At 55.4% G+C, this 23,000-nt stretch carries 15 protein-coding genes and 2 pseudogenes; 7 read left to right on the top strand and 10 right to left on the bottom strand.

The window, feature by feature from the left end:
- Window positions 1-32: 32 nt before the first annotated feature.
- The 3 genes from GV827_RS07790 to GV827_RS07780 all read left to right on the top strand — a co-directional run bounded on the left by GV827_RS07790 (window position 33) and on the right by GV827_RS07780 (window position 4,123).
- Complete coding sequence (locus tag GV827_RS07790) at window positions 33-1,178, top strand: SH3 domain-containing protein (protein WP_204325792.1); 1,146 nt, start codon at window positions 33-35, stop codon at window positions 1,176-1,178.
- An 80-nt stretch (window positions 1,179-1,258) separates the two neighbouring features.
- On the top strand, window positions 1,259-1,498 hold the full coding sequence (locus GV827_RS07785) for a hypothetical protein (protein ID WP_164353240.1): 240 nt from the start codon (window positions 1,259-1,261) through the stop codon (window positions 1,496-1,498).
- A gap of 285 nt (window positions 1,499-1,783) precedes the next feature.
- Complete coding sequence (locus GV827_RS07780; RefSeq protein WP_164353239.1) at window positions 1,784-4,123, top strand: mechanosensitive ion channel family protein; 2,340 nt, start codon at window positions 1,784-1,786, stop codon at window positions 4,121-4,123.
- 503 nt (window positions 4,124-4,626) lie between these two features.
- Here GV827_RS07780 and GV827_RS07775 read toward each other — a convergent pair.
- Both GV827_RS07775 and GV827_RS07770 read right to left on the bottom strand, forming a co-directional pair.
- The gene (locus tag GV827_RS07775; RefSeq protein WP_164353238.1) at window positions 4,627-6,489 is read right to left on the bottom strand and encodes an adenylate/guanylate cyclase domain-containing protein; all 1,863 of its coding nucleotides are present in this window, start codon (window positions 6,487-6,489) and stop codon (window positions 4,627-4,629) included.
- Between the two features lie 205 nt (window positions 6,490-6,694).
- Window positions 6,695-6,970, bottom strand: coding sequence for a DUF4242 domain-containing protein (locus tag GV827_RS07770; RefSeq protein WP_164353237.1), 276 nt, complete (start codon window positions 6,968-6,970; stop codon window positions 6,695-6,697).
- Between the two features lie 277 nt (window positions 6,971-7,247).
- Between GV827_RS07770 and GV827_RS07765 the strand changes: the two genes are divergently transcribed.
- On the top strand, window positions 7,248-8,840 hold the full coding sequence (locus GV827_RS07765; protein ID WP_164353236.1) for a BTAD domain-containing putative transcriptional regulator: 1,593 nt from the start codon (window positions 7,248-7,250) through the stop codon (window positions 8,838-8,840).
- Window positions 8,841-9,177: 337 nt separating this feature from the next.
- On the opposite strand, the gene GV827_RS23585 is transcribed toward GV827_RS07765, so the two are convergent.
- Both GV827_RS23585 and GV827_RS07755 read right to left on the bottom strand, forming a co-directional pair.
- Window positions 9,178-9,396, bottom strand: coding sequence for a GDCCVxC domain-containing (seleno)protein (locus tag GV827_RS23585; protein ID WP_235930286.1), 219 nt, complete (start codon window positions 9,394-9,396; stop codon window positions 9,178-9,180).
- A 205-nt stretch (window positions 9,397-9,601) separates the two neighbouring features.
- Window positions 9,602-10,525: a ketopantoate reductase family protein gene (locus GV827_RS07755; RefSeq protein WP_050932110.1), complete on the bottom strand. Its 924-nt coding sequence runs from the start codon at window positions 10,523-10,525 to the stop codon at window positions 9,602-9,604.
- Between the two features lie 421 nt (window positions 10,526-10,946).
- Between GV827_RS07755 and GV827_RS24095 the strand changes: the two are divergent.
- Both GV827_RS24095 and GV827_RS07750 read left to right on the top strand, forming a co-directional pair.
- A pseudogene (locus tag GV827_RS24095) lies at window positions 10,947-11,306 on the top strand (adenylate/guanylate cyclase domain-containing protein); the annotation flags it as partial.
- 90 nt (window positions 11,307-11,396) lie between these two features.
- Window positions 11,397-12,656: a tetratricopeptide repeat protein gene (locus GV827_RS07750; RefSeq protein ID WP_235930284.1), complete on the top strand. Its 1,260-nt coding sequence runs from the start codon at window positions 11,397-11,399 to the stop codon at window positions 12,654-12,656.
- Window positions 12,657-12,920: 264 nt separating this feature from the next.
- On the opposite strand, the gene GV827_RS07745 is transcribed toward GV827_RS07750, so the two are convergent.
- From GV827_RS07745 to GV827_RS07725, 5 genes and pseudogenes are all read right to left on the bottom strand, one after another.
- Window positions 12,921-14,171: an adenylate/guanylate cyclase domain-containing protein gene (locus tag GV827_RS07745; protein WP_235930296.1), complete on the bottom strand. Its 1,251-nt coding sequence runs from the start codon at window positions 14,169-14,171 to the stop codon at window positions 12,921-12,923.
- Between the two features lie 143 nt (window positions 14,172-14,314).
- A pseudogene (locus tag GV827_RS07740) lies at window positions 14,315-15,493 on the bottom strand (IS3 family transposase).
- A gap of 413 nt (window positions 15,494-15,906) precedes the next feature.
- Window positions 15,907-17,676, bottom strand: coding sequence for an adenylate/guanylate cyclase domain-containing protein (locus GV827_RS07735; protein WP_164353233.1), 1,770 nt, complete (start codon window positions 17,674-17,676; stop codon window positions 15,907-15,909).
- Between the two features lie 362 nt (window positions 17,677-18,038).
- Window positions 18,039-18,899 carry a hypothetical protein gene (locus GV827_RS07730; RefSeq protein WP_164353232.1) on the bottom strand — a complete coding sequence of 287 codons (861 nt, stop codon included), beginning with the start codon at window positions 18,897-18,899 and terminating at the stop codon, window positions 18,039-18,041.
- A gap of 104 nt (window positions 18,900-19,003) precedes the next feature.
- Complete coding sequence (locus GV827_RS07725; RefSeq protein WP_164353231.1) at window positions 19,004-20,869, bottom strand: AMP-binding protein; 1,866 nt, start codon at window positions 20,867-20,869, stop codon at window positions 19,004-19,006.
- An 809-nt stretch (window positions 20,870-21,678) separates the two neighbouring features.
- On the opposite strand from GV827_RS07725, the gene GV827_RS07720 reads away from it, so the two are divergent.
- Window positions 21,679-22,521: a class I SAM-dependent methyltransferase gene (locus GV827_RS07720; RefSeq protein ID WP_268895730.1), complete on the top strand. Its 843-nt coding sequence runs from the start codon at window positions 21,679-21,681 to the stop codon at window positions 22,519-22,521.
- A gap of 30 nt (window positions 22,522-22,551) precedes the next feature.
- On the opposite strand, the gene GV827_RS07715 is transcribed toward GV827_RS07720, so the two are convergent.
- Window positions 22,552-22,845 carry a DUF1330 domain-containing protein gene (locus GV827_RS07715; protein ID WP_164353229.1) on the bottom strand — a complete coding sequence of 98 codons (294 nt, stop codon included), beginning with the start codon at window positions 22,843-22,845 and terminating at the stop codon, window positions 22,552-22,554.
- Window positions 22,846-23,000: the final 155 nt, after the last annotated feature.

The raw sequence follows: 23,000 nt of genomic DNA, 5'->3' as shown, positions 1-23,000 counted from the left end.
CCGAGAAAAATGCGCAACTTTGGGTGAGAAACATGAAGCTAATTCAATTATTTGCATGCGCGTTCACTCTTGCATGTGTCCAGATGGCGGCTGCTCAGCAGGCTATCGTCGAGAGGATTCAATTTCCGGCCGGACAGAGCGGCACGACCATCAATGCGAGCCTGACAGGCTACGAAAGCGTCGAATACCTACTTGGCGCACGTGCTGGGCAACGCATGGTCGTCGAGATGTTCCCGTCGAACCCGTCGACCTATTTCAACATCTTCGCTCCAGGCAATCGTCCTGGCCAAGGCGCTGCGATGTACGTCGCCGCGACGAATGGGCTGAGGTTTGACGGAGTCCTGCCGAGCAATGGTGACTATAGGGTGCAGGTGTTCATCAATCGGAACGCGGCACGCCGCAACGAGAGCACAAATTATACGCTGAACGTTAGAATTGGGGGCGCAGCACCGAGTCAGGATTTCGCTGACGGCCTCTCCGGGGGCCCTGACTTCTGGGAGGTCTTCGGCGTGTCGCAGAGTCTCAACGTCCGCGCGGCGCCCTCCACGAACGCCCAAGTGGTGATGGGGCTGCTGAACGGCACCGTCGTTCGCAATATGGGATGTCGGCGCAGTGAAGGCCGCGTTTGGTGCCAGGTCAGCCAGGTGGGCGGAGGTGTGACCGGCTGGGCAGCCAGCCAGTACCTGCGCGAGGCTGCTGCCCCGTCGGCATCCACCCGCCCTGCAGTAGATTCCGCAAACGTGATGCGTGTTGCCGGCGTGCCTTCGGACGACGTCTTGAACGTACGAAGCGGGCCGGGTACCGGGAACCCAATCGTGGGTGCATTGGCCAATGGTGACCCAGTCAACGTGATCGGCTGCCAACGCGCGGGAAATACGCGGTGGTGCGAGATCGAGATGATAACGGACATGCGCGAACGCGGCTGGGTCGCTGGCCGCTACCTGAGCGCGGCGGCAACATCTCCTCCAAACTCGCCCCCGGCCGTGTCTGTGCAAGAGCAGGCGTGTCTGCGTGCCGTGACCATCGAGACGAACAATCCCGATGTCGTTCTGCTTGGTTCCTCCTTCTCACAAGCCGGCACGGAGGTGTTGGTGGGTGTCGGACCGCAGCGCGCGCCGTGGCAGTGCATCGCCTATAGCGACGGCTCCACGACGCGTCCGATGTCGATGCGGAACTGAAGCTCACGACCGTGGCCCGTGCACTGGAGCGCGCGACGGGCCATACCTCCCATAAAAACTGAAACAGAAGGAAGAACTCTATGAATAAGGTAATCGTTGGACTCATCGGACTGGTTGTCGGTGCAGTCGGGGGTGCGGTCGTCGGGGGATCGCTCATCGGGGGCACGGCTGCCGGGATCGGGATTGGCACAGGGCTCAGCGCTGGCATCTGCTCGACGGTGCAGGCAGCGCAGGCCGAGGGCCTCGTGACGGCCGAACAGGTCGATCAGCTTCTCATGCGGGCTGCGCAGGAACTGGCCGGCACTGACGGGCTGCCCTAGGGCACGTCAGTCGTCGGTGGAGCTGCTGAATGTGCGGAGGTGATGGAATCGCTAAAGGCTGCCGCAAATTGATCTATTTTGGCGTTGCTCTCGTCTCGATCAGTTCAGCGGAGTACTGAAAGTGGAAGTCGTGCGGTGGAGGTTGTCAGTCGGAAAGACTGAAATTTCCGCCGCACGGCGATATTGACTGCAGCCGGACAGCTCAACGCTTGAGGGGCAGGTTATTCGAGATAGATTACATCGAAATCGGAAAAGATACTGACCCACTTCCTGAAGAGGAAACGCATGCTCCGCTTTCTCGCTGCTGTGTTCTTTGTGAAAGAGGCGGGTAATCCGGCAAAGCCTCTTAAGACTCTTTGCCTTTCGTTTTATCTCTTCCTAGCATGTATCTTTGTTACGATATCTGCGAGCGCAGTGCTCGCACAGTCCTCCCCCGACTGGTCGGGTCGCTGGGACACGTTCTGGCGTGACGGGGCGGCGGTAGTCGAGCTGCAGCAGGAAGGCAGCTCCGTGACCGGCACTTATGAGCCTGGCAGCGGTCTTATTGAGGGGCAGGTCGACGGGCAAATCTTGCGTGGCCGTTGGTTTGAGGATCAGGTCAGCGGGCAGCTAATCTTTGCAATCTCGGACGATGGCGGGAGTTTCACAGGACGCTTCGACACTGGAGAGTGGTGGAACGGACGCCGATCAGACGGGGCAGGTGAGCGCCTGCTTACTGGCGATGCATCTCCACGGGAGACGCTCCAATCGATTGTCGCATCTGTGAGTGATTTCCTGATCGGCGGAGATGTGGACGCTCTGCGCTTTGCCCGGACTCTTCTCGAGTTCGAAGGAGGCGAAGCCCCGGCGAACACGCTGCGCCATCGCCAAGCGCTGCTTTGGGATATCATCGATCTGTCGACCTTCCGGGTTTACGATGCGCCAGCGCGTCTCGAAGCCGACATTGCCGCGTTCACTATCGCGCTTGATGGAACCGAGGCGTCCTACGATTTGCGGTTCGTGCGAGCTGGTGACGGCGGTTGGCGACTACTTGTAGAGGACGCGGAAACTCTTTCAGCTGCCCTCAGGCGCTATCTCAACGCGCTTGGTGAGCCCAACGTGGCTGCAGCCAAGACCGCCATGGAGAATTCCCCGCGCGGCGTCATGCAAAGGTTCCTGTTCGGGATTCATGATTGGGACGGGGCGGGACGGGAAGCGGTTTTGTCGACGCTGGACCTGTCCATGCTGCCTGACCACCTGCACAGTGCGGAAGGACCATTGTTGGCGGACTATCTGAAGAACGTCCTCGACCGCGCCGGTTTTGTCTTCCTTCAGGAGATTCCCAACAATCCAAATCGGACAACGCCCTATGTCCACTATGCGCATCCTGTTGGGGACATTGTGATCGCGCGGATGCCGGCGGAGGACGAAGATGCGCCCGACCGATGGGCTTTCGATGCAGAAACACTGCGCAACTTGCCTGCGCTCTATTCGGCTATGCAAAGCCTTCCAATGGCCGAAGGCATCCCGCCGAGCCAACCGCTGACACAGTTCTTCTCTCTGCGAGAGCGCATCCGGGATACGTCCCCAGCCCTACTAAACCGCGCTGTGGTGATAGAGAACTGGCAATGGCTGGCGATCCTGCTGATGGTTGTGGCTGCCTCCGTTTTGGCTGCACTTCTCGGTCTTCTGGCACCAAAGACACGGGCCGAAGCCGACGATGACGCAGCCGATGCACCTACTCTTCAAAGCAAAGGCCTGGTTCAGGCGGCAAGGCTGACCCTCGGCAGTCTGGTCCTTGTTTGGGGCTTCAGCATAATTGGGATCATTGAGACGCCGCTCGCCGCGCTGCACACGCTCGTCTCTGTAGCGGCGGTCATAGGTGCGACCTGGTTCGCAGTCCTCGCGACCGGCATGATAGGAACCTTCTTTCAGCGCAGGGCTGCGTCTACAGTAGGTTATGCCGATGAGATCGTAACCGCGATGGCGATCGGCATCATCAAGCTGGCCCTGATTACGGTAGGTTTGCTTCTGCTCGCAGAAATCGTCGATCTTCCTTACGAGGGCGTTCTGGCGGGTTTGGGTGTTGGTGGCCTCGCCCTGGCATTTGCAGCACGCGAGACGGTGTCGAACGTACTCGGCGGGATACTTCTCCTCACCGATCGGCCCTTCCGGCGTGGCGATCTGATCGAGACTCACGGTCAACTCGCAACGGTCGAGACTGTTGGCATACGCTCCACGCGGCTAAAGCGGCTCGACGACACTGTGATGATCATCCCAAACGCCCAGTTGAGCGATCAGGTCATCGTGAACTGGGGATTGCGCGTACGCCGCCGTATCGACCTCTCGATTGGTTTGACCTACGACACCCCGCGCCAGAAATTGGATCAGTTCATCGAAGAACTGCGCGCCATGATTTTGCGGCAACCAAGCGCTGATGCCAAAGACTGCTATGTGGGGCTAAAGGACTTTGGAGAGTCCGCCATTGAGATCGAGTGCCGGTGTTTTGTATTCGTCTCCAACTACGACGATCAGGTGGCGGTGCGCTCTGCCCTCATTGCAGACATTGTGGATTTGGCGAAGCAGGTCGGGGTGAGCTTCGCATTCCCGACCAGGACGATCCAAATTGTCAAAGAAGAGACGTGAAATCATTGGAAGTTTTTTTGGGTGGTTATTCGTCGGCCAACGACATTTCTCGGTATTGGATTTCGTTAAGCCTGCAGGCCGCGTCCTGACACAACTTTTCAAGCTTGGGATTGAAAATCCTCGTGTCGGTGGTTCGATTCCGCCCCCGGGCACCACTTTAGCCATAAAAATAAGTCGCTTGAGCATCGCACAGTTTTCACTTCCTGCGTTGCACACTCATCGCACAGTTTTTCGTGCGTTGCTGGGTGGATTTGCGGGCTGAAAGACTGTGTTGAACACAGTGTTTGGAATCGCGGTGTTGAACACAGTGTTCGCAACACACTGTTTGCCCACAGTGTTTGTGCATGGCTCTACAACACAGTGTTTGGGAACGCGGTCGAAGACAGCGTGTTGTGTGGCGACATCGGCAACGGCAGCAATGCTGCGATGTGCGGTCATCTGAGAGTTTCGGTCAGATGTCTTCATCAAGCCTGGAGCGGCCTTTTTCAGCCCGTTGCTTGCACTTAATCTGGAAGTCCAGCGGCTTTCAATTGCTCGGCCAGCCTTGCATTTGCAGACTGATCACCAGCGTAGCCCATACCACTGACAGCAACACCGATTGTCATAGTTGGGTACAATTCAGTGAGTCTTCGAACCGCTTCGGACGCGCTATCTGGCTTGTTGAGTGCGATGTTGCTGGCGACCTGGAATACTTGGCAGGCTGAATAACCCGGCGTCTTGGCAAGACAGTCGCTCGCGGCCTCTAGAGATGCATCGTATTCACCCTGTCCCCACAACGCGCGACTCATCGCAGCATCATAGTAACTGGGTCTGATCGGGTTCAGATCGAAAGCCTTCCGCGCTGTTTCGACCGCTTTGTCGAACTCACCGATATTGGCATATGCACGGCCAAGAAACAGGATGTTGTCTGCATCTCCCGGCCCGAGTTCCACCGACCTTCTCGCGGCTTGAAGCGCGCCTTCAGTATCGCCAACCCAAGATCGAAGTATGCCAAGCGCCTGAAATGCGGTCGCAAGCGTCGGGTCGATTTCAAAAGCCTTCTCGATCTTTGCAATCGCCGATGACAGATCGGCTGGCCCGAGGTCCGAAGCCCAACCGAAGGCAATGGCTATACCTTCAACCCAACCGAGGTATAGCCAAGCCGGTGCGTAGTCCGGGTCCAGTTCGATCGCGCGAGAAAGATCCTGTCTCGCCAATTCCGAATCTACAGGGTTCAGCCGATGCTTCCGCGCGACGCCACGCAAAGCGAGTTCATAGACGTCCAAGGTTTCCGGCGGCCGCCTCAGAATCTCGCCCTTTTCGATTTCGCGAACTTCGGAGAAAAGAGAACCGACAATCCGTTCGACGATGTCGTCCTGCGTATCAAATACGGTTTCCGCTGTGCTCTCATAGGCCTCAGCCCAAACATTCCTCCCACTTTTCCCGTCGACCAGCTGTGTTGTGATCCGGAGGTGATCGCCGCTGCGCCGGACACTGCCTGTGAGCAAGTAGTAGACGCCAAGTTCTCGCGCAATCTCAGCGGCGTCACTCGTTTTCTCTGCCACAGCAAAAGATGCTGACCGCGCCATCACTGTAAGCTCGGCATTGCGCGCAAGCTGCGTAATGATGTCTTCGGACATGCCATCGGCGAGATAGCGATAGTCTTCGTCATCTCGGAATGTTTCGAACGGCAGGACCGCGATTGAGGGTCGGTCGGGTAGCTGAAAATCAGCACGCTCTCCGGAAGAAGCGTCATCTTTATTCCACCATATTCCAACGCCGGTGATCGCGATCAGGATCAGAACCGCGAACACCAAACCGATGCGGCGTGCCAGATGTCGTCCGAGCAGGATCGGTCGCTTCCTGGCTACGCCAGCAGTTTGAAAACCGAAGACCCGTATGGGATCAGCGACATTCTTCAGCGATTGCAGTCCAAGGTCGCTAAGTTCGCCACTCACCTTTCCCTTGACTTGATCATGGGCGCTTTGGGAAAGAAGTATCCCACCAGGCTCTGAGAGGCTTTCAATACGTGCCGCAATATTCACGCCGTCGCCATATATGTCGTCGCCCTCGACGATCACATCTCCGATATTGATGCCGATGCGGAAATCGATGCGCTGCTGCTGCGCGGTCCCGGCATTGCGATTTTCCATCCCGCTCTGTATTCCAACTGCGCATTGCAGAGCGCTTACAGCACTCGGGAATTCGATCAGAAGACCGTCACCCATCAGCTTGACGATGCGCCCGCCATGTTCAGAAACCAGTGGAGCGATAAGGTCATCAATATGTGAACGCAGCGCGGTCAATACGCCCATTTCGTCCGCACCCATCAAGCGCGTGTAGCCCACAACATCCGCCGCGAGAATTGCCGAAAGCCTACGTTCCATTCTCTCTTCCCTTGGGGACGAAGGCTAACTCACGCAGTCTGGCCATGCCAGAATGAAAGCAGTCGTTTTTCGTCGCTTTGCATTCCTGCACACGACAACTTGCTCCATAGCGGGCAAACGGCATCTGAATTATCTGTTGATAGGTGGTCTTCGTGAGTGCTGCAGAAGGCCAACTTGCGTCCGCCTCCTGCTGAAGATTGGTAGCCTATGCGGCCGCCGTCTCTGGGCCAAAGGTGTTCTTGATCTCGACCACAAGGTCTGCGGGAAATCCGCCGTTCTTGGCATGGTTATAGATCGCGTCAGCGTTGTCGGCCTCATGGATGCAATATAGCTTGTCACCGGCTGCATAGGTCCGATGCCAGGTGTACGGGACACCCAGGTTTTCCACGACACTGTTGGACTTTGCGGAAATGTCCCTGAGCTCCTCCTGCGTGAGGGTGTCTGCACCTGGGATATTCCGTTCTACGAGAAACATCGGCATTGGTCTTCCTTTCGATCGCTTGTTTGAACGAAAAACAGTCTGCCGAGGTTCCGTTAGTGGCTTCGTTTGTATTGAAGAAAAAGTTGAAGTTTCTTTCTCACGCCTCACCACACGGTTCTTGTGGTAAAACCAAACGTGAGACTGAGGAGGGTGTAGGCTTTTGTATGTACAGCTGATTGGAAAGCCAAAGATCATCGCGAACGATGGGACAGATTGCGCGGTTCCGGGGCATCAGCCTTGGGCAGTATTGGCCCGGCTACTTAGAACCAAGCGACCGATGGGACGCCGTGAACTTGCCGCTGAGATTTTCGCTGACGTGGACGACCCGCTTGGTGCCTTGCGATGGTGTCTCGCTTCTCTTCGGAAGGCTCTGGGTTCAGAAACGCTGCAGGGTGACCCAATCGCTCTAAATCTTCCTCCGGAGACTTATGTTGATGTGTGGGCCATGGATGCCGGTGAGGTGCCGGACATGGCTTCAACTCGGTTCCTTGACGGGATTGAACCTGCTTCCGGAGCAGAATTCGAAACTTGGTTAATGATCGAACGTGAGCACGTTGCAAGCGAGTTGTACGGCACTCTTCGGCGAGAAAGTATGCGAGCGCTTTCTGCAGGCAATCATCCAAAGGCCCGGGCTCTCGCCGAAACGGCAGTCACTTGTCGCCCTCTCGACGAATCCGCTCACATCATTCTCGTCAAGTGCCTGGCGGCCTCAGGCGAAATGGCTGCAGCAGTTGCGCATGTCGATGCAACTGAAGCTCGCATCCTGAATGAGACTGGCGATAAGCCCTCTCCGGCGCTGCGCGCAGCCGCCCGAAAGTCTATCGCAGATGTGCCGCAAGGTGTGTCAAAGAACGCCTCAATTGATGCGTTGATCCAATCCGGGAAAGCCGCGGTTTCAGCTGGCGCTGTGGACGCAGGCATCGATTGTTTGAGACGGGCCGCGGAAGACGCCGAAGAAGTTCGAAATGACTACTTGCAGGCATTGGCACTTCAGGAGCTAGGAACAGCGTTGATACATGCAATACGCGGTTTCGATGACGAGGGCGCGCTTGCACTGCAAAGTGCGGCCGATCTTGCGGTCGGGATTGGGTCGTCTGAGATCGCAGCGCAGTCTCTTTGCGAATTGGGATATAGCGAAGCTCTTGCGGGTCGGCGACCAGCGGCCGCGCGATACCTTGAGGACGCAATGGGATATGCGAAGAACAATCAAGATTGCTTGGCTAGCATACACGCTTTCATCGGGTTTAATTTGGTCGACTGGGGGAAAGTGGAGCTTGGTATTTCACATTTCCAACAGGCGCTTGAGCTCGCTCGCAGCGCGGGCAATCGCCGTCGCGAAATCTGGGCCTTGGGTATTGGCGCGCGCGGAGTGCTTCGTGCAGGACGTGCACATGAGGCCCGAGACTGGCTGAAACAGTGTTTGGATCTTTGCGATGAAACGCGCTGGCTCGCCTTCCGACCCTGGGCTGTTGCCCTGTTGGCAGAGGCTAGGCTGGCGTTGCATGAAATAAGCAATTCAACACAAAATGGCTTGGAAGAAGCTCTCGCTCTCAGCAACCAACTGGGTGATCCCTGTTGGCAAGCGGCCACCGCTCGATCCATTGCACTCGTCCAAATCGATGCTCAGAATTATTCTGAGGCGGGTAAATGGTTGGCGCATTCAAGGGAGAGATGCTGCTCGGTGACTGATCTCTATGCGGGGCTGCTAGTAGAAATCCTTTCCGATCAGGTGCGTCTGTCTCAGCTACGTGGCGATGTTCAGGATGCGGCTTCGCTTGCGCGTGATCTTCTGCCTGTGGTCGCGAAAACCCATGCCGACGGGCATTTGGACTTCGCTATGTCTGCAATGAGCTCGTCGACATCCAGTTAGCGAATGAACCTTGGTATCAGGCGGACGAAAAGCGAAATCTTGGCGATTTCGCCGGAGCGCGGATTGAAAATGCTCGTGTCGGTGGTTCGATTCCGCCCCCGGGCACCACTTAAGCCATAAAAATAAGCCACTACAGCATCGCACAGTTTTTACTTCCTGCGTTGCACAGTCATCGCACAGTTTTTCATGTGTTACAGGGTGGGTTTACGGGCTGAAAGACTGTGTTGAACACAGTGTTTGGAATCAATGTGTTAGACACACTGTTCGCAACACACGGTTTGCCCACAGTAACTGCAACACACTTCTTCCCCACAGTGTTTTGGATCACGCACATTGATCAGCCGCAACACGACCCACCTTCTTGGATCGGTGGACAAGGCACGGTTCCGTAGGAGCAATAGACACAGCAATCGCCTGGCAACGGCTTGATCATGGCCTTGCATGATGTGCACTCGTAGAACCACTGACAGGCATCGGTCGGCATGGTCTCCACTGCCTTATGTCCACACTTCGGGCAAGTGATTTCGCTCTCAAGGATGATGTTCAGATCACTCATTGTGTCACGCCAGAGTTTTTGAAGATCGGTGCGCGTTCATTCGGGTTCAGGGCCCACGGTCAATATCTTGCCGTTGCTCCAAACCAGCGCTTCATAGCACACCTCTGCGCTAGCGCCGCCACACCAACCTCCGTCACGTCCAACAAGAAGGATACGGTCGGGACCCCAATCTATAGTCGCCTCCTCCCTCCATAGATGCGTTGGTTCAATCACTGCCAGTCTCGAAAGGCTTCATAGCCGCGTAAAACGCTTTGTGCGCGGGTGTGCATATTTTGTGTTTTCTCGCCAGTTCGACGATCTTTCCGGACAGCCAAGCGTTTTCCAAAGGTCTCCCATTTTGCAAATCTGTCAGCATTGAAGACTGCGCGCTCGCCCCCATGCCCATGGCAAACGCCATTGTTTTTCCTACAAAACCGTCTTCTAGTTTTACAGCCTCGGCATCGGCAACAGCGACCGCCTCCTTCAAAGCTTGTTCAAATAGTTCTTTTGCGGACTGCTCTTGTTGGGTGAAACCGATTGGCTGCCTGGTCAAACAGGTAATCCCAGAAAAGCTAGCCAAGAATACAAACTTCTCCCATAACTCCCTTGTTATGCTCTCGCTCATAGCAGTTTCGATTTCCGCTTTGCGGCAAGCTGAAACGAACGCCTCTAATCTTTCACTACGCGCTCCGGACATCTCACCCACAGTAAGACGCGCTAGATTGCCCGTATGGCGGATGATGCCGGGAGCTTCGATTGCAAGTGGAGCATAAGCAATGCCACCAATAGCATGGCCAACCCCAAGAATTTCATCAATTCTTTCTTCAGTACCGATACCATTCTGGAAGGAGATTACGCCTGTTTCTTCAGAAACCAATGGGCGACATTGCTCCACCGCTTCGTTCACACTGTATAGCTTTACAGCGAGCACAACGATGTCTACTGGTCCGATCTCCTTGGGATCGTCCGTGGCTTGAGCAGGAAAAACGACTGTACCACCCACATCACTCTTAATCTGCAGCCCGTTCTCTCGGATGGCCCGCAGATGGTCGCCGCGAGCGACAAACCAAACATCGCTATCCGTCTTCTGAGCAAGCTGTGCGCCGAAGTAGCCACCTATGCCGCCGCTACCCATAATTGCTATCTTCATTGGCTTACCTGTCCTTTAGATGGAAACCGAAACTACATCTACAAGTCGGACTTTATACCATCTATTCCGTTGATCCAGATCGCGGTAGTTTTCGCCGATCTCTCAGCCTGTGCATAAACCAAGAGGCGATGAGCTCTTGGGTAGCTAATATCTGTCATCGCAACACACTGTTTGCCCGCAGTAACTGCAACACACTTCTTCCCCACAGTGTTTTCGGAACACGGTCGAAGACAGCGCGTTGCGCGACAACTTTGGGGAACGGCAGCAATGCTACGATGGGCGGTCATCTGATGGTTTTAGTCAGATGTCCCAGAAGAGCCCAAAACGGCCATTTCCTTGAGCTCATTCGCTCTGGTACGCTCATCCTGTGGAACGTCGTCTTGCAGCCATAGTAATCGCTGATGTTGCCGGTTTCTCGCGCATGGTCGCCGAGGATGAGGCCGGAACGATCGAGCGTATGCGCGAACTCCGCGATACGGTCACCGAGCCAGCCATCGAAAATGCTGGTGGTCGCATCGTTAAGCGCACGGGCGATGGCACGCTGGTAGAGTTTTCTTCGGTCGTGGGCGCCGTTGAAGGAGCGATCGACGTCCAGCGCCAACTTGCCGAGATTGCAAACGCCGATCCAGAAGATCGCCGCTTTATCCTGCGCATAGGAGTGCATCTTGGCGAAGTACTGGTTGAGGCGGATGGAGACATTCACGGCGATGGCGTCAACGTCGCTGCCCGGCTCGAAGCTCTCTGCGCGCCCGGCGAAATCCTCGTCTCCGGTGCGGTCTGGGATCACCTCGAGGGACGCCTTGACGTTCGAGCGGAAGAACTCGGTCTAAGGGAACTTAAGAACATCCCCCGGAAGGTTGCCCTTCACAGGTTGATACCGGTTGAGGGGCCAGTTGCCGCTTCCCCAGCGCCGGATCAAGGCAAGGCATCATTGCCTCTCGCCGACAAGCCTTCCATCGTTGTGTTGCCCTTCGACGACATGTCCAAGGATGCTGATAGTGGTTTTTTGGCAGATGGTTTGGTCGAGGATGTCACTACCGCGCTTTCTCGATTCCGTTCACTCTTCGTCATCGCCCGCAACACAGCCTTCTCGTATCGTGGGAAAGCGATAAACGTCGCGGACGTCGGTCGCGAGCTTGGTGTCCAGTATGTTCTCGAAGGCTCTGTCCGGCGAGCGGGAGATCGTGTGCGGGTCACAGCCCAGCTTATCGATGCGACCGCAGATCGGCATATATGGGCCGAGAAGTATGATCGCAATCTCGATGACATCTTCGCAATTCAAGATGAGCTGACACAGGCTATTGCTATGGCCGTTGCACCTAGCATTCGTGCCGAGGAGATAACTGCGAGTGCTGACCGAGACCCAGGATCTCTTAGCTTGCGCGAAAAACTAGCGCGCGCCTGGTGGCACTTGCAGCGATATACAGCTGAAGACGGGGAAGCTGCGCGGGCAGTGTTGACGTCTGCGCTCGAGGAGAGCCCACGAAATGCAACCGCTCTCGCCTTCATCGCGCAATCTTATGTCTTCGATGGCTTATATGGCTGGGGGCGGCCACAACCTGAATCGATACGGTTAGCGATCGAAACGGCAACTCAGGCGCTGATGTGTGATCCAGACGACGAGAATGCGCAGGTTCATTTGGCCATAGCACTGTTCATTGCCAAACAGCACTCAGAAGCCGCTCGTCACCTTGAACGCGTACTAGAGAGCAATCCGAACCACGCGACTGCGATGGGATCACTCGGAATGGTTCTTACCTACATGCATGATCACCGCGCTGACACTTTGCTGAAACGTGCAGCACGTCTTAGTCCGAGGGATGTTTGGACCAGTATGTTTGTCGGCCATCGCGGAATGATCGCCTTCATCAAAGGCGATGACGAGACAGCCCTAAGTTACTTCAGGGAAGGCCTTCGCATCGCACCACGCAACGCGTCCTTACTGCGAGGAGAAGTGACGGCTCTAGCGCATCTAGGGCGTCTGGTAGAAGCCAAGGATTGCTACGCCCGATTGCTCGAAGTAGCTCCTGGAGTAACGCAAACTATCACGCGAAATGGTGTCATGTTCGTTTACGAAGCGGATGCTAGCCGGTTTTGTGAGGGCCTCGGCCGGGTTGGAATGCCTGAATAGTAGATTTTGCATGATCTTACCGCCACCTGACCCGATAATTCGAACTGCCAAACCGTCCCGCAATTCAAAGATGTGTCGAGGTGTTTCGAACGTTGTCTATGTACACCTCTCTGCCGTCGCGTCCCTATCAATCACAGCCCGCTTCTGACTGAAGCGGTCAAATGGCTCAAAAACCGCAACTTTTCCAATCTGAACAGCCGTACTTCAGGCTAGGCGCTCACCTGGGAGAAAGTGTTTATGCGCCAGTCTAAAAGGTGACCCCACCTAGCGAGCATTGGAGATTCCGGTTTGGCTGAGCTCCCCAACAAGAAAACTTGTACGCATGCGCCCTTTGCCCTTTACTTCGATCTCCCCCCTTGGCTCGAACTCGAAACGAGTGGCGAGTGCTTGAGCCATAGCTTCGGGCGTTTGGATGCGGCCCGGCTCGCCAGTGGCTTCCATGCGAGCCGCCACGTTCACCGCGTCTCCCCATAAGTCATATGCGAACTTCCGCTGGCCAATGATACCTGCCACAACGCGACCGCTATTGATCCCGATCCGCATCTTGATTGGCTCGCCAGAGTGGGGCGCTCGGATTTCCCACATTTTCCTCTCAATGTCCAAAGCCAGCCGCGCCGCCACCTCCTCTGGATCACCCTTCGATCCCGGCAATCCGGCTACCACCATGTATGCATCGCCAATCGTCTTAATCTTTTCCACGCCATACCTGTCCGCTAGCGCATCGCAGGTCGAAAAGACTTCATTGAGAAGCTTAACCACTTCAGCGGGCGGCATCTTGTCTGAAATATCTGTGAAGCCTGCAATGTCGGCAAACAGGATCGCGACCTTGTCATGGTCGTCAGCAATCATGCCTTTAGAGCGTTTCAGACGGTCAGCGATAGGTCGGGGCAAAATGTTGAGTAGGAGACCCTCACTTTCGCGGTAAGCCTCGCGAAGTTTTGCCTCCGCTCTTCTCACCTCGGCAAAGAATGGGAGTACCATAGCCAGCATGGCAACCGCAAAAACGATTGGACTGACGACCTCGAACATGGTGTCGAACGGCGCCTTTAACTCATAGACCGGAGCGCGATCATGCATAAAATATGAGAGAGCGGCGGCCACTGCCAAGGCCCCACCCGCCAAAAAGGCTGAGCGACCCATGCTGTAGAATGGCTGAACGAAGGCCATCACGACAACTGGAAAGATAAAGTCGTTGAACGCCGCCAAGGTGCCAATGCAGACGGTCGCAGCGACACCATGTAGGATTAGCTCTCCGTTCGCCATCCAGAATGCAAGACGGTAGTAGCGGCGATGGAGCAGGACGTAGCAGACGATGAAGAGCGGAATGCTCACGCAGTTGAACCAGAAGAGGAAGCCGATATCCGCCGCCCATGCCATCACAAGAACGGAAACGTGCGCCACTGCCGCAAGGGCATAGAATACCTTCCAATATGCAAAGTACCTTCGAATTTCTTCTGGCGTATCCTCAGGTACTTCCAGGAAGCGCTCCAGGAAAGTCAGCGCTCGATCGCGCATGCTCACACTACCCCTCTCAGCTGTACAGGGCGGATGATACCACTGGTCACAACCAATGTCGCGCAGGACCGCGCTACACCGCTCCTTCGGCAGCCAATTCGAACTTCGATTTCAAGATGACCCAGCCCCCTGATCCGGGCCGATCAGGTGTAGAATCCGTTCCTGTTTCTTTCTGTTGATACGGTTGCGGTCAAGGCCTGCTGAGCGGAGCCCTTGCGGAGCTCAAGCGAGGCAGGCCGAGTGGCACGGTTGAGATTGGCGTAGACGGCCGGGGCCAGCCCGCCAAGCGATGTGTGTGGTCTCTGTGTGTTGTAATCGATCCTCCAGTTCTCGATGATCTTCCGGGCTTCGGCGAGGCTGCTAAAGATGTGTTCGTTCAAACATTCATCCCGTAATCGGCCATTGAAGCTTTCCACGAAGGCGTTTTGCATGGGTTTGCCGGGCGCGATGTAATGCCAGCGAACGGCCGATGTCCTGGCACCACCTCAGAACGGCATGAGAAGTCATTTCAGTCCCATTATCGCTGACAATCATGTCCGGCTGGCCCCGCCTGCGGATCAGGGTATCCAGTTCACGTGTCATGCGGGCACCAGACAGGGAACGATCAACGACGGTTGCCAGCGCCTCGCGCGTACAATCATCCACGACGCATAGCACCCTGAACCGCTGGCCATCCTCAAAGGCGTCAGACACGAAGTCCAAGGACCAGCGCTGATTGGCGCGATCCGGAACCAGAATAGGTCTACGCGTGCCCAAAGCCCGCTTGCGCGACCGCCTACGGCGCACCGCCAGCCCTTCTTCCCGATACAGCCGGAACAGCTTCTTGTGGTTCACTTCAAAGCCTTCCCTAGCCAGCAGGATGCCCAAACGGCGATAGCCGAACCTGCGGCGTTCATTCGCCAGTTCACGCAGCCGCTTGCGCAGGGCCTCATCGCCCTGATCCTGCTTCTTATATTGAAAGACTGATCGGGGAAGATCAGCCAGTTTACACGCCCGACGCTCAGACAGGCCGTGCCGATCCATTACGTCCGACACGGCCCTGCGCTTCACATCAGGCGTCAGTAGTTTTTTGTCGCGAGGTCTTTCAGCGCGGCGTTATCCAACATCGCGTCCGCCAGCATCCGCTTAAGACGGTTGTTCTCATCCTCAAGCGCCCGTAGCTTCTTGGCGTCAGACACGTTCATCCCGCCAAACTTGGCCTTGTATTTGTAGAACGTAGCATCACTGATCCCGTACTTCCGACACAGGTCCTGCGCTTTCACCCCTGCCTCGTACTCCTTGATCATCCCAATGATCTGCTCATCTGAAAATCTGCGTTTCATAGTCCATCCTTTGCTTGGACGGATTACTAACACCTCAGTGGCCTGATTTCAGGGGGCTGGGTCACAGTGTTTGCCCAAAGTAACTGCAATACACTTCTTCCCCACAGTGTTTGCGGACACAGTTGAAGACAACATGTTCAACGATAGCGCTTGGGAACGGCAGCAATGCTAAGATGGGCGGTCATCTGATGGTTTTAGTCAGATGTCTCGGTTGAGCCCCGAGTTGCCATACAGCCCCGCATTTGCGACGACCGCTATCGACGATAAACTTGGCCAGTCGTCATACGCGTGAATGCATCATCCACACTTGCTGTGAGCCATCTTTCGAAATCGGAGTGAAAAGACTAGGTAGCATAAGATCGAACCCTGATCAGCAGTACCTTTAGCGCGTCGAGCCAAGCTGTCATAACGCCTCACTTTTTGGGCAATCCCGACTGCACGAGACATTCGAAGAACCACTCTTTGAAGTCTTCGTCCGCGGCGTAGGAAAGGTTCTGACGTAGGTTCTCAACGGTAAGGTCGGGTTGGCGCCGCATTGCTTCAGCGACTAAGCCCTCTGCGCGTTGATTATTTCCCAAAGCGACATGAGCCGCGGCAGCGTCAAGCGCTGGAAACATGACCGAGCGAATCTCCTGAACGCCAATCTCGCCCCACTCAGCTGCTTCACTGTATCTTCCAAGTCGCATCAACGCCCAGCTGCCCAGCGGAAATCTAAAAAGCATCCTAGGATCAAGCGGAGATAGGCGAGCGCCGGTTTCGAAATCCTCGATTGCGCCCTCCGGATCGAGTCCGAGCGCCTTGACCTGTCCCCGCTCGTAAAAGCCGGCAGCCGAGTTCGGATTGAGCGAGATGCCATTTTCAATTGAGCGCAAGGCTCCGCTCCAATCATCCCCCCTTATGCCAAGCAGCATTCCCCTGGTGACATGTGGGGCGCTGTCCAGCGGATCGAGTGCTATGGCTTCACGGCAGAAGCGAATGGCCTCGTCGATCGCCGATTGCGCCTCATCGCCGCGAAGCACATTCTGAATGACAAGTGATCGCAAAACTAGGGCGCGAGCGGCTAATGGCCGTGCAAAACGTGGGTCAAGCACGGTAGCTCTTTCAAAATGGGAAATTGCCTTTCGCTCTGCTTCCAGCTTGGCTTCGGAACTCTCGGCTTGCTGTGCGGCGTAGTGCGCAGCTATTCCAAGGTGGTATGCAGACCACGCATCGAGGCTCTCCGGTCGGCGTAGCTGCGCCCGACGCTGTTCCTCCAGCGAAAGGGCTCCCTCGATCGCCGCACACACACACTGCGTAATCTCGTCCTGAATCTCAAAAATATCGTCTAGAATACGGTCGTAACGGTCGGCCCAGATATGAACTCCTTGCTCGGAATCGACGAGTTGCGCGCTTACACGGATTCGCGTTCCCGACGCGCGAACGCTGCCGACAAGCACATATCTGACATCCAGTTCCCGTCCGACTTCGCGCGCATCGACAGAACGCCCCTTATAAACAAAACTTGAGTCCCGCGCGATGACCAGCAGACCGGCAAGCTTTGAAAGCCCGGTTATGATCTCCTCGGCGAGCCCGTCTCCAAAGAAATCCTGTTCGGAGTCGGCTCCCATTGTCGTAAATGCCAGCACCGCGATAGAGGGGCGATCCAGCGGAGCTGGTTCCTGCGGCTCAGTCTTTGGGAACACGCGCGGCATCCATTGGAAGGTGCGGATCGGGCGGTCGACGTTCTTGAGCTCAATTTCGCCCATATCTTCAAATGCTATGTCTAATTTATCCCTGACCTGATCAAAGACTGAGGCAGCGACGCAGATACCGCCCTGCGGCGCGGCGGCCTCCAATCTAGCGGCCAAGTTCACACCATCGCCGAAGATGTCGCCATCCTCAGTGATAACATCTCCCAGATTGATCCCAATCCGATACGTTATCCCGGCCGGTGACGGATCTTCTGCTAGGTTTTTCTGGATATCCAAGGACGCCCGAACGGCTTCAAGGGCCGAAGGGAACTCCACCAGCAATCCGTCGCCCATAAGCTTGACGATGCGCCCGCCACGGGAGTTCAGCGCGGGCTCGATAATCAACTTCCGAATTGATTTGATGCCCTCTAGAACCCCTTCCTCGTCTTCCCGCATAAGTCGCGTATAACCGACAACGTCTGCCGAAAGGATGGCGGCTAGGCGGCGATTCATTGCCCGTTTCTCCATACTAGAATACGGGATGGTCACATAAACCTAGAGCCGCCTCAAGTGCGACAACATCTGCCTAATCCCGCCCACCACAGGACGATTGGTTATTTCGTAACGCGTGGTGGCAATATTGAATTCACCCCTGAACCCACGAGACTTTGAAAACTGGTGGCCGAAGTCAGGTCTAAGATGGATTGCAGACGTCAGCTTTGCTCAGTTGATTGACCGTTTTGTCCCGCACAACGGTCATTGGTGACGGTCGCAGCGAACGGCAGGATTAACCCAAGAGCGTACCTTGGCACTGCCGCTTGCCTTAAAGGGGTCTTGCGACCTGCCGTGTATGAGATCGGCACAAGGGAAATAGCCTATTCGGCTGCGACTGGCATCGTTGAACTCCGTGCGTCAACCCGTCTGCGGATCATCTCCGCAATCAGGATACCCGCGGGTGCTGATCCCCAAATGCAGATCTGGATTGCGAGGGCTTCGATGTCGCGAAAGAGCGGATCGATTACAAAAAGCAAGACGCGAAACAGCCAGAACGACCCCCACATTGAGCCGACAAAACGCCACATCCAGATGCGGTGCCCTGCAGCGTCTCGCCTGCGGATCGCAAGCACACCCAAGACCGCCGTCGCATAGACAAACATCGACATTGAGAAAAAGCCCCAGGTCGACAATGCGCCGCCATATTCTCCGACGGATCCGTGCTGTGCTGCAAGGATCGTGGCACATCCGACACCGACCGTCAGTATCGCAAAGCTGATACGGCCGACGAGTGCATGATTGCTTGCTCGACCACCGGGAAAAAACATCTGCACGTGCATGAGTACGAACACAATGGAGTTGCAGACAACATGCCCCAGAAGCAGCGCCGATCGCATCTCTGGGCCATTTGCAAAACGGTCATAGAATGCAACACCCCATGCTGGATGGCTGGTATAGGTTTCGCCCCAGACCGAGCAAGAATTGTCGGGGCATGTCGCCACGGCGCTGGCTGTCACGGGATCGCTCAAGCCAAGATTGATCAACACGTCATAGATGCCAACAAAATTGGCAATCGCAGCCGCGGGACCGTTAATCACATAGCCCAGATTCAAATACAGCATCAGGGCAATGCCAAAGAGCAAGGCTGGCAAAAATCTTCCTCGAAGCACTGCATAGACAGCAAGACAAGCCCAGATCACCAAGCCAACGAAGACGGACATAACGCCAAGTGGTACCGTCATTTCGTTCTCCCCAATCGAAACGATCCCTATAAGGCTCGCACACAGATCATCGGCAACTCAAGGTATTTCGCGATCCGAGGTCTGTTGCGCGAGGGCAGTTGAACTTACGATCCGACTGTAACGCGCGTCTCGAAAAGGAAATCTTGAAGCCTTTGTTCCACGCGAGAAAGCGACGGCGCGTCGCTCTCTGACAAACCGACGGTCACGCAAAGCCCTCTCGGTCCACCGGCTTCCACCTGAACTTGGGCATCGGGCAACTCCAGTTCGTCGCGGAGCAAATTTGATACGACGAGCTTTGCCGCATCGCACCGCAGGCTTGGCTTGAAGATCTTGCCGACTGAAGTCAGGGGGATCTCATCGATAACCTCAATGATCTTTGGCCAGGCTGGTCTCTCGTCGATGGTTTTTCGGGCATGATCCATGAGGTCTTCGACCGAAACATTTTCTGATGCCTGAACCTGAACGAAACACATGGGCAGTTCTCCGGCATAGGGATCAGGCATCCCGACCGCAGCCGCCAACGCAACTGCAGGATGGGTGCTCATGGCGTTTTCGATCATGGCCGGATCGATATTGTGGCCGCTTCGAATAATCAGATCCTTCGAGCGTCCGGCCACATACAGGCATCCCTTCTCATCCTTGTATCCCAGATCGCCGGAATTCAGGAGGCCGTTTGCAAACACGTCATCGTTGTGTCTGGGGTCGCTATAGCCTGGAGAAATATGGAGGCCACGAATTGCTATGACGCCGATCTCTCCGACATCACAGACCTCCCCCAAGCTTCCATCGCTTTCCAATTTCAGCACGTCGACATCTGTGTAAGGCAACGCCCAGCCAACGGAGCCGGTTGTACCAGACCCGCTAAGGGGATCGATACTGATCAGCCCGGACGCCTCTGTCATACCGAGGATTTCAAAAAGTGGGCAGCCAGTGACCTCTTTGAACTTCTGCCCAACCGCGGGGGGTAGCAAAGATGCACCCGTCGCACCCGCGCGCACACGCGAGATGTCATGATCCCCGATCGGCGTCTGCAAAACCGCCCCGATTGCCGTCGGAACCCCGCCCACAAGGGTCACGTCGTAATCCGCGACAAGTCGCCAGAAGCTCGCGACAACCGCAGGATTTCGCAGACCAGCTGGTGTCATGACCAGCAGCTCAACACCAGCCATGAAGCAACTGAGTCCGCCAACAATGGTACCGGCGACGTGAAAAAGAGGAAAAGTGGCGGTAAACACATCATCCGAGCGAAAGCCGCACATGACCGCTCCCCCGAACGCAGCGACCAACTGACTGCGGTGGGTGTGCGCAACCAGCTTGGGCACGCCTGTTGTGCCGCCGGTGTGAAAATAGGCCGCCAGATCGTCACCGCTGCGTGCCTCTCCAAACGTCAAATGATCGTCAGGCTGGGCCGCCAGTGCATCCGCCAGATCGATAACCCCATCTTCGGGCGGTGTGCCGGGCGGAGACACACGCGCCATCAAAAGGTCCGGAATCTGTTCCCGCAGAGCCAAAGCTTTCTGCCATATGTCCAGTTGCGGATGAGGGCCAAGTGCGACAAGGATCTTTGCGCCGGAGGTTTTGAGAAGTTCTGCGATGCTCTCAGGCTGTAAAAGGAAATTTATAGGAACAGCATAACCAGCTGTTTCGGCGCCCCACAAAGTGACGTGAGTTTCAATCAAAGATGGCAGCATATACGCAACGCCCGGCGCCTCGCCTCCGATTTCCGCAAACAGATTGGCCGCGCGCCTGATCTGTCCCAGTAGCTGCGCATAAGTTACGCGCCGAGGCTGTTCGTCTTCTGCTCCGGTCATCAGCATTGTCAGCGCAGTAGCGTCCGGATCGCGTTTCGCGCTGTTGGTAAAGACCTCCAAAATACTTTGTTCGGGCAACCGCTCGTCAAGCGTCATCTCCGCTTCGAACTTGCTTATATCGCTTTGGGTTCTGATCGGTTGTTCGCCCAGATTGGCCATGGGGTCTCCTTGCACTTCGTTGCTGGATTAACCGAGCTTTTGTCGAACTGCTAAACAATGCAACTTTAATATACTTGTCAGATCGCAAAACACGGTCGAATTGATTGCATCATCAAGACAATCTGTGAAATTCCGCTTGGTCTGCTTAGCAGTAGTTCGTGCTTATCGGAACTAACGTCGGCTTTAACCAGCAAAAGCCAACTCATGTGTTCTAAACAGTTGCGCCGAAAGTGTGTTCAAGCACAGTGTTTCAGGTTACTGTGTTGAACACAGTGGTTGCCCAATCCAGCGCAGCCAAAGCACATCGCACAGTTTATCGCACACCTCAAATTTACCCCAAATATCCCTTTAAAATCAATTCTTTAAAATAAACACAAGTCTTGAAAATCCTCGTGTCGGTGGTTCGATTCCGCCCCCGGGCACCACTTTAGCCATAAAAGTAAGGCACTTCAGAATCGCACAGTTTTTACTTCCTGCGTTGCACAGTCATCGCACAGTTTTTCATGTGTTACAGGGTGGGTTTGCGGGCTGAAAAGCTGTGTTGAACACAGTGTTTGGAATCGCGGTGTTGAACACACTGTTCGCAACACACTGTTTGCCCACAGTGTTTTACAAAAGGATCTTCCCCGCAGTGTTTTGGAACGCAGTCGAAGACCGCGTGTTGCACGATAACTTTGGGTAATGGCAGCAACGCTGCAGGCAGCAGTCATCTGATGGTTTCAGTGAGATGTCTCTGTGGAGCCCTTTTGAACGAATGCTGCGTTTAGCATGAATGCCTGCTAGGTTGCCCGAAACGGGGGTGGCATTTCATGGAAGCAAACAAAGCGCAGGCCGATTATTGGACTTCACCCGCGGGCCTGAAGTGGATTGAACACGAACGCGCTCTGGATACCGCGATGGCTGGGATGTTGGACATGATGCTGGATATGGCAGACATTGTTTCGACGGACCGTGTCATCGACATAGGATGTGGAACCGGAGCAAGTACCATTGAAGCCGCCCGACGCGCTCCGGCGGGCAGAGTTCTTGGGGTAGATATTTCTGATCCGCTCCTTGCACGCGCTGCCAAAAGGGCGAAAACGGCGGGCGTGCGGAACGCGTCATTCCTGTTGGCTGATGCCCAAACGCATGATTTTCCGTCGCAGCACTTCGATGTTCTGGTCTCACGATTAGGAATGAGCTTCTTTTCAGACACCGTTGCGGCGCTAAAGAACCTGTCCAGTGCACTGAGCGATCATGGTAGAATGGTCTTTGTTTGCTGGGCTTCGGTGGCGCAAAACCCATGGTTTGATATCCCGAAGAAAGCAGCGGAGGAAAGGCTGGGCGCACAGCCGAAAGGAGACCCAAATGCACCTGGTCCAACTGCATTTCAGAACTGCAAACGGGTGGTCAATCTGATGGATGAGGCGGGCGTTTCTAGTATTGAAGCGCGTCCGGTCGAGATTGTACTCACGCCTACAGGCGGAGTTGCAGGTGCTGCGCGCGCAGCCAGCAAGGTCGGTCCGGCGGCTCGCATAATGAAAGCATATTCCGGGACGGAAACTGATGAGGCGGAGATTGAAAGCTCAGTAAAGGCAGCCTTCGAGGAGTTCTCCGACGGAGATGACGTAAAGGTTCCGGCAGTGGTAAACCTATTTTCTTGCGCACGATGAATTGGTCATGGAACCCTAGCCAACATCCGATCACTCGACACCGTGCACGATCACCAAGTTTGTATCCGCATTGCGGCGACGGATTTCAGCGAGTTTCTGATAATCAGGATCGTCATACCAGGCACGTGCTGTCTCAGCGTTCGGGAACCGCATCAGAACCGTTCGTGGCATCCCCCAAGTGCCTTCCAGGACTTCAGTCGCCTGCTGCGATGTCGCGAGCAGCTCGCCGTTGTAGCGTTCGAAAATTGGTGTGAACCCAGCCAGATACTCCTCGTAGTCCTCGGGGGTGTGAATGTTCAATTGACCGACGACATAAACGCTCATGGTTTTCTCCAGTCAAAAAGTAAAAGGCGAGCTATGCTCAAAAGTTGGTGACGGCGTGATCAGGCGGCTTGGTTAAGTTGTTTGATCCCGTCCTTAAATGCAATCCCTTCGATGATCTCGGGCATGCGGTTTGCGCCGTCGAGCTTCCGCCATTT

This window comes from Sulfitobacter sediminilitoris, from assembly GCF_010667575.1.
Lineage (GTDB): Bacteria > Pseudomonadota > Alphaproteobacteria > Rhodobacterales > Rhodobacteraceae > Sulfitobacter > Sulfitobacter sediminilitoris.
This window is presented reverse-complemented; position numbering and strand designations above follow the sequence as displayed.

What these genes read in the sequence shown, in the direction of transcription:
- GV827_RS07790 (WP_204325792.1), top strand. Translation starts at nt 33, where the DNA reads ATGAAGCTAATTCAATTATTTGCATGCGCGTTCACTCTTGCATGTGTC.
- GV827_RS07785 (WP_164353240.1), top strand. Translation starts at nt 1,259, where the DNA reads ATGAATAAGGTAATCGTTGGACTCATCGGACTGGTTGTCGGTGCAGTC.
- GV827_RS07780 (WP_164353239.1), top strand. Translation starts at nt 1,784, where the DNA reads ATGCTCCGCTTTCTCGCTGCTGTGTTCTTTGTGAAAGAGGCGGGTAAT.
- GV827_RS07775 (WP_164353238.1), bottom strand. Translation starts at nt 6,489, where the DNA reads ATGGAACGTAGGCTTTCGGCAATTCTCGCGGCGGATGTTGTGGGCTAC.
- GV827_RS07770 (WP_164353237.1), bottom strand. Translation starts at nt 6,970, where the DNA reads ATGCCGATGTTTCTCGTAGAACGGAATATCCCAGGTGCAGACACCCTC.
- GV827_RS07765 (WP_164353236.1), top strand. Translation starts at nt 7,248, where the DNA reads ATGGGACGCCGTGAACTTGCCGCTGAGATTTTCGCTGACGTGGACGAC.
- GV827_RS23585 (WP_235930286.1), bottom strand. Translation starts at nt 9,396, where the DNA reads ATGAGTGATCTGAACATCATCCTTGAGAGCGAAATCACTTGCCCGAAG.
- GV827_RS07755 (WP_050932110.1), bottom strand. Translation starts at nt 10,525, where the DNA reads ATGAAGATAGCAATTATGGGTAGCGGCGGCATAGGTGGCTACTTCGGC.
- GV827_RS07745 (WP_235930296.1), bottom strand. Translation starts at nt 14,171, where the DNA reads ATGCGCGATCGAGCGCTGACTTTCCTGGAGCGCTTCCTGGAAGTACCT.
- GV827_RS07735 (WP_164353233.1), bottom strand. Translation starts at nt 17,676, where the DNA reads ATGAATCGCCGCCTAGCCGCCATCCTTTCGGCAGACGTTGTCGGTTAT.
- GV827_RS07730 (WP_164353232.1), bottom strand. Translation starts at nt 18,899, where the DNA reads ATGACGGTACCACTTGGCGTTATGTCCGTCTTCGTTGGCTTGGTGATC.
- GV827_RS07725 (WP_164353231.1), bottom strand. Translation starts at nt 20,869, where the DNA reads ATGGCCAATCTGGGCGAACAACCGATCAGAACCCAAAGCGATATAAGC.
- GV827_RS07720 (WP_268895730.1), top strand. Translation starts at nt 21,679, where the DNA reads ATGGAAGCAAACAAAGCGCAGGCCGATTATTGGACTTCACCCGCGGGC.
- GV827_RS07715 (WP_164353229.1), bottom strand. Translation starts at nt 22,845, where the DNA reads ATGAGCGTTTATGTCGTCGGTCAATTGAACATTCACACCCCCGAGGAC.